The organism is Streptomyces coffeae (assembly GCF_016741875.1).
Taxonomy (GTDB): Bacteria; Actinomycetota; Actinomycetes; order Streptomycetales; family Streptomycetaceae; genus Streptomyces; species Streptomyces coffeae.
The window spans coordinates 1-496 of the sequence record NZ_JAERRF010000190.1 but is presented as its reverse complement, the minus strand read 5'-3'; the positions used below and the strand labels follow the sequence as shown (position 1 = coordinate 496).

Annotated in this window: 1 protein-coding gene; it reads left to right on the top strand. The window is 66.5% G+C overall.

The window, feature by feature from the left end; genetic code table 11:
• A partial coding sequence (locus JK363_RS41610) for a DNA-directed RNA polymerase subunit alpha (RefSeq protein ID WP_201883512.1) occupies positions 1 to 496 on the top strand: 496 nt, incomplete at both ends.

Here is a 496-nt window from a genome sequence, read left to right as displayed (position 1 = left end):
TCGACGGGGTCCTGCACGAGTTCACCACCGTGCCGGGCGTCAAGGAGGACGTCACCGACCTCATCCTCAACATCAAGCAGCTGGTCGTCTCCTCGGAGCACGACGAGCCGGTCGTGATGTACCTGCGCAAGCAGGGCCCCGGCCTGGTCACCGCCACCGACATCGCGCCGCCGGCCGGTGTCGAGGTGCACAACCCGGACCTGGTCCTGGCCACGCTGAACGGCAAGGGCAAGCTGGAGATGGAGCTGACCGTCGAGCGCGGTCGCGGCTATGTCTCCGCCGTTCAGAACAAGCAGGTCGGCCAGGAGATCGGCCGGATTCCGGTCGACTCGATCTACTCGCCGGTGCTCAAGGTCACGTACAAGGTCGAGGCGACCCGTGTCGAGCAGCGCACCGACTTCGACAAGCTGATCGTCGACGTCGAGACCAAGCAGGCCATGCGCCCGCGCGACGCCATGGCGTCGGCCGGTAAGACCCTGGTCGAGCTGTTCGGCCT